The 4165-nt window shown below is 67.7% G+C and carries 6 protein-coding genes; all 6 read left to right on the top strand.

The genetic code is table 11. From position 1 onward, the window contains the following. Positions 1 to 244, top strand: a 244-nt coding sequence (locus tag VF536_RS07660) for a hypothetical protein (RefSeq protein ID WP_331614226.1), incomplete at its 5' end; no start/stop codon positions are given. Between the two features lie 86 nt (positions 245 to 330). Further along, on the top strand, positions 331 to 498 hold the full coding sequence (locus tag VF536_RS07655; RefSeq protein WP_331614225.1) for a hypothetical protein: 168 nt from the start codon (positions 331 to 333) through the stop codon (positions 496 to 498). Between the two features lie 63 nt (positions 499 to 561). Continuing rightward, the gene (locus tag VF536_RS07650; RefSeq protein WP_331614224.1) at positions 562 to 2583 is read left to right on the top strand and encodes a hypothetical protein; all 2022 of its coding nucleotides are present in this window, start codon (positions 562 to 564) and stop codon (positions 2581 to 2583) included. Further along, positions 2583 to 3215, top strand: a complete 633-nt coding sequence (locus VF536_RS07645) for a hypothetical protein (protein ID WP_331614223.1) — start codon at positions 2583 to 2585, stop codon at positions 3213 to 3215. The genes VF536_RS07650 and VF536_RS07645 overlap by 1 nt, the downstream gene beginning before the upstream one ends. Next, the gene (locus VF536_RS07640; protein ID WP_331614222.1) at positions 3212 to 3817 is read left to right on the top strand and encodes a DUF2163 domain-containing protein; all 606 of its coding nucleotides are present in this window, start codon (positions 3212 to 3214) and stop codon (positions 3815 to 3817) included. The genes VF536_RS07645 and VF536_RS07640 overlap by 4 nt, the downstream gene beginning before the upstream one ends. Beyond that, the coding region (locus tag VF536_RS07635) for a DUF6950 family protein (protein WP_331614220.1) at positions 3814 to 4165 on the top strand (352 nt) is incomplete at its 3' end. The genes VF536_RS07640 and VF536_RS07635, both read left to right, overlap by 4 nt.

Here is a 4165-nt window from a genome sequence, read left to right as displayed (position 1 = left end):
CAAGCAGATCGCGGTGGAGGCGATGCGGGACATCGTCATCGACTACACGGTCGGCTGGTACGGAGTCACCGAGGCGGATCTGCTGGGAGAGGGCATCGGCTCCTCCGATCCGGTGACCTTCAGTCGCGAGCTGTTCGCGGTCGTGATCGCGGATCACTCCGACTGGGTCGGCCTCGCGTTCGACCGGCTGCTCAAGCTCGCGAACGACCGCTTCAAGGAACGGCAGGAAGCGGAAAAAAACTGATCGCCCTGCTGGACGCCAACGGCGACGTCCAGTTCGAGGGCGACGACCCGCCTGAATCCTGTCTCGGAGACCGCATCGCGATCCGCGTGTTCAACCTCCTCAGCAACGGCATGGGCGCCCTCGACTGGTCCGGGCTACCCCTCGTCGTGCAGCACTTCGGCATCACCGACGTGGAGGGACTCCTGGACCGCCTCGAGGTGATTCGCCAGCACAAGCCGTCGAAGTCTCCGGACGAAGGTGGCAGATCGGAGTGACACATGGCCTTAGCTACCCTATCCATCGACATCGAGGCGCGGCTCGCCAACTTCCAGGCCACGATGGAGAAGGCCGCCCGTTTGTCGGAGAAGAACGCGGAGGCCGTGCGCGCCTCGTGGCAGCGGGCGGGTGCCGGCATCGCCAGCCTGGGTGCGGGCGTCGCCGGGCTCTTCGCGGGCTACAGTCTCGTGGATGCGTTCAAGGGCAACGTCGAGTTCATCGACTCCCTGAACGACATGCAGGACGCCACCGGCGCGTCGATCGAGAAGCTGTCCGGGCTGGTCGACCTGGCTGAGCGGACGGGCCATTCCGTCGACAACGCCACCACGCTGGTGGTGAAGCTGAACCAGGCGCTCGGCGACACCGACCCGAACAGCACTGCGTCGCGCGCGATCGCGGCGATCGGGCTGAGCGCGGCCGAGCTGCGCCGCATGGACCCGGTCGACGCGATCCAGGCCGTGTCCCGGGCGCTGGCGACCTACGCCGATGACGGCGCGAAAGCCCGCCTGGTGCAGGAGCTCTTCGGCAAGAGCGCACGCGAGCTGGCGCCGCTGATCAAGGACCTCGCCGAGGCCGGCGAGCTGAACGCGCGGATCACGTCCGAGCAGGCCGCCGAGGCGGACAAGTTCAACAAAGAACTGGCGCGTCTGCAGACCAACACGGCCGCTCTGGGCCGGTCGATCACCGCCGACCTGCTGCCCCCGCTGAACAAGCTGCTCGAGCTGCGCCGCGAGAAGGGCGTTGGCGGCGCCATCATGGATATGCTCGGCTTCAACGACAAATTCTTCGCCACGAAGGATTTGGCCACCACGTTCGCTGGGCCTCTCAACAAGCTGAAGAGTGAAGCCGCCTGGCTCAAGGAAGCGACCGAAAAGGACAGCAACAACGCCGATCAAGAGAAGCGATTGGCGCGGTTGCGGCAGCTGAAGGAGGTCGAGATTCCCGCCGCGCAGAGGGCGTTCGACGCCGCGTACGCGAAGTTCCAGTCCGTGCAGACGCCGGACAGGAATGAGAACTACAGCAACGAGGGGCGCAGCGCCCCGAAGCCCACGGTCGGGGAGTTGCCAGACAAGACGAAGAAGGAAAGGCCCGAGAAGCCTGAGATGATGGGCCCTGAAATCCCCGAGGCGCTGAAGAGCGCCCTCGACCGGATCAAGGATTCGGACATCGTCAAGGTGCAGCGGCTGCGCGATGAGCTGACCTACCTGCGGAACCTCCAGAACGTGCCGGGTGGGGATACGGACGCGGTCTGGAGTGCCATTTCCAAGACTGTGGCCGAGCTGGAGAAGCTGGATCCGGCCGCCGTCGCCGCCGCTGATTCACAGAAGCGCCTGAAGGAACTGCTCGCTGCGACCGACAGTCGGCAACTGGAGGTCGCGCGCGCCGACATGGAGCTACTCGCCCAGGCCTTCAACGCCGGCAAGATCTCCGCGGAAGAGTTCAGCGAGGCAGCTTCGAAACGGCTCAACCTGGATGGGGCCAAGGATGCTGTGAGCGAGCTGGATGAGTTCACCAAGCAGGCTGGGCGCAACATCCAAGACACGCTCGGGCAATCCACATATGCGGTGCTGTCGGGCCAGTGGAACAACCTGGCCGATCTGTGGTCTCAAACCATCCTCCGCATGGTGGCCGAGGCGGGGGCGGCCAATCTTGGCAAGCTGCTGCTGGGCGACTTCGCCAAGACCGGATCGATCGGCGGGCTGCTCGGTGACGGGCTGAAGTTCCTGGGTGGGTTCTTCGCCGACGGCGGTGCGTTCGGCCCGAACGGTCAGATCCGCGCGTTCGCCGCCGGCGACGTGTTCAGCAGCCCCACGATGTTCGGCTACGGCCGCAACCAGATGGGCGTGCTGGGCGAGGCCGGCCCCGAGGCCATCATGCCGCTCAAGCGCGGCCCGGACGGCAAGCTCGGCATCGTCAGCCGCGGCGGCTCACGCGCGCAGCCCCTGCAGGTCACCTACGCCCCGCAGATCGCGGTTGACAGCCGCTCCGACCGCGCAGCGGTCCTGTCGGACGTGCGCCGCGAGGTCGCCAACGGCAACCGGGAGCTTGTCAAGATGCTCAAGGGTCAGGGAGCGATCGCCTGATGGACATCATCCAACTCGACGATGCGTTCCCGGTGGCGCGCGGCTGCCGCATCGAGCTGCTGTACTTCGATGCGGTCGGCGCCAGCGTGCCCGCCGGCAGCGCGCAGACGCGTGCATACGGGGTGCCCCGGTGGTCCCTCAGCCTGGTCTCGCCCATCGTGATGAACGACGCCCGAGCTGGCCGCTGGAAGGCGCTGCAGCTCAAGCTGCGCGGCTCGATCAACCGCGTGGCCGCGTACGACCCCGGCCGCCCGGTGCCGCGGGGCACGCTGCGCGGCGTCCTGACGCTGGCGGCTCCGGTCGCGGTCGGGGACGTGACGGCGCAGATCACGGGCGGCGCTGGCCAGGCTGGGCGCACGGTGGTGACCGGTGACATGTTCGGCTTCGGCGCGGGCTTCGGCACCAGCCAGCTTGTGTGCGCGGTGGAGGACGGAGTGACCGACGGCGCCGGCACCATGACGCTGCGCTTCGAGGCGCCGGCGCGCCGCGCCTTCGCCACCGGGACCGCCGTCACCTGGCAGCGACCCCGCGCCTACTTCCTGCAGGCACAGCCCCGAGCTGGCTGGGGGGCGTACTCGCGCACCCACACGGAGCAGATGAGCATCGACCTGGTGGAGGACACCTCGGCATGATGGATCTCGACGCCGCGCAGCAGGCGCTTTTCGCATCCGGCGCCGTGGGGATCTGTCACCTCATCGAGCTGGACATCGGCAACAACACGCTGCGGTTCACGACCTTCAACGCCGACCTGGTCGTCGGCGGCAACTCGTACCTGTTCGGGGGCGAGTTGATCGACGTGTCGCCCATCAAGCAGAGCACCGACAGCGACACGCAGGCCATCGAGCTCTCGCTGACGATCGCCAACTCCGCGCTGCTGGCCAAGATCAGCGGCAACGTCGAGGACTACCGGGGGCATGAGGCGCGGGTCTACCTGCAGCCCTTCGACTCGCAATTCCGCCTGGTCGGGCCGCCGCGGCAGTACTTCTTCGGCGAGATGGATCCGGTGAGCATCAAGCGCGATGACCCCGGAATGCAGGGCGGCAGCGCCGGCGGCACCGCCGTGCTGCCTGTGATGCGCACCGGCCTGTCGCGCTCGCGCAATCAGGACCCGCTGCGGCTCACCGACGCGCAGCAGAAAAGCGACTTCCCCGGCGATCGGGGCTTCGAGGGGCTGCGCAAGCTGCTCGAGAACCCGGTCCTGTGGATCAGCAAGCGCTTCCAGGAATACCAATGAACAAGGCAAGACTGCTGACGGCCTTCCTGGCCGGGCTGCCGCGTGTCCACACCAAATGGATCGACACCAGCTGCGCGCACTTCGCCGCGCGCTGGGTGCAGACGGTCGAGGGCGTCGACGTGACCGTGGGCGTGAAGCCGCCGGCCTCGAAGGCCGATGCCGCGCGCATCCTGCGCCGCGCCGGGGGCTACGAGGCCTTCGTGACGCGCCAGCTCGGGCGGGACACCATCGCCGCGGCGTACGCGCGCCTGGGTGACCTGGTGCTGCTGCCGCTGCCCGACGCTGAGCCCGGCGCCATGGCGCTGGGCATCTGCGCGGGCAACGGGGTGGCCGCGTTCATGACCGAGC

Source organism: Roseateles sp. (genome assembly GCF_036486225.1).
GTDB lineage: Bacteria > Pseudomonadota > Gammaproteobacteria > Burkholderiales > Burkholderiaceae_C > Roseateles.
The sequence above is the reverse complement of the archived record's forward strand: the minus strand, read 5'-3'. Positions and strand labels throughout refer to the sequence as shown.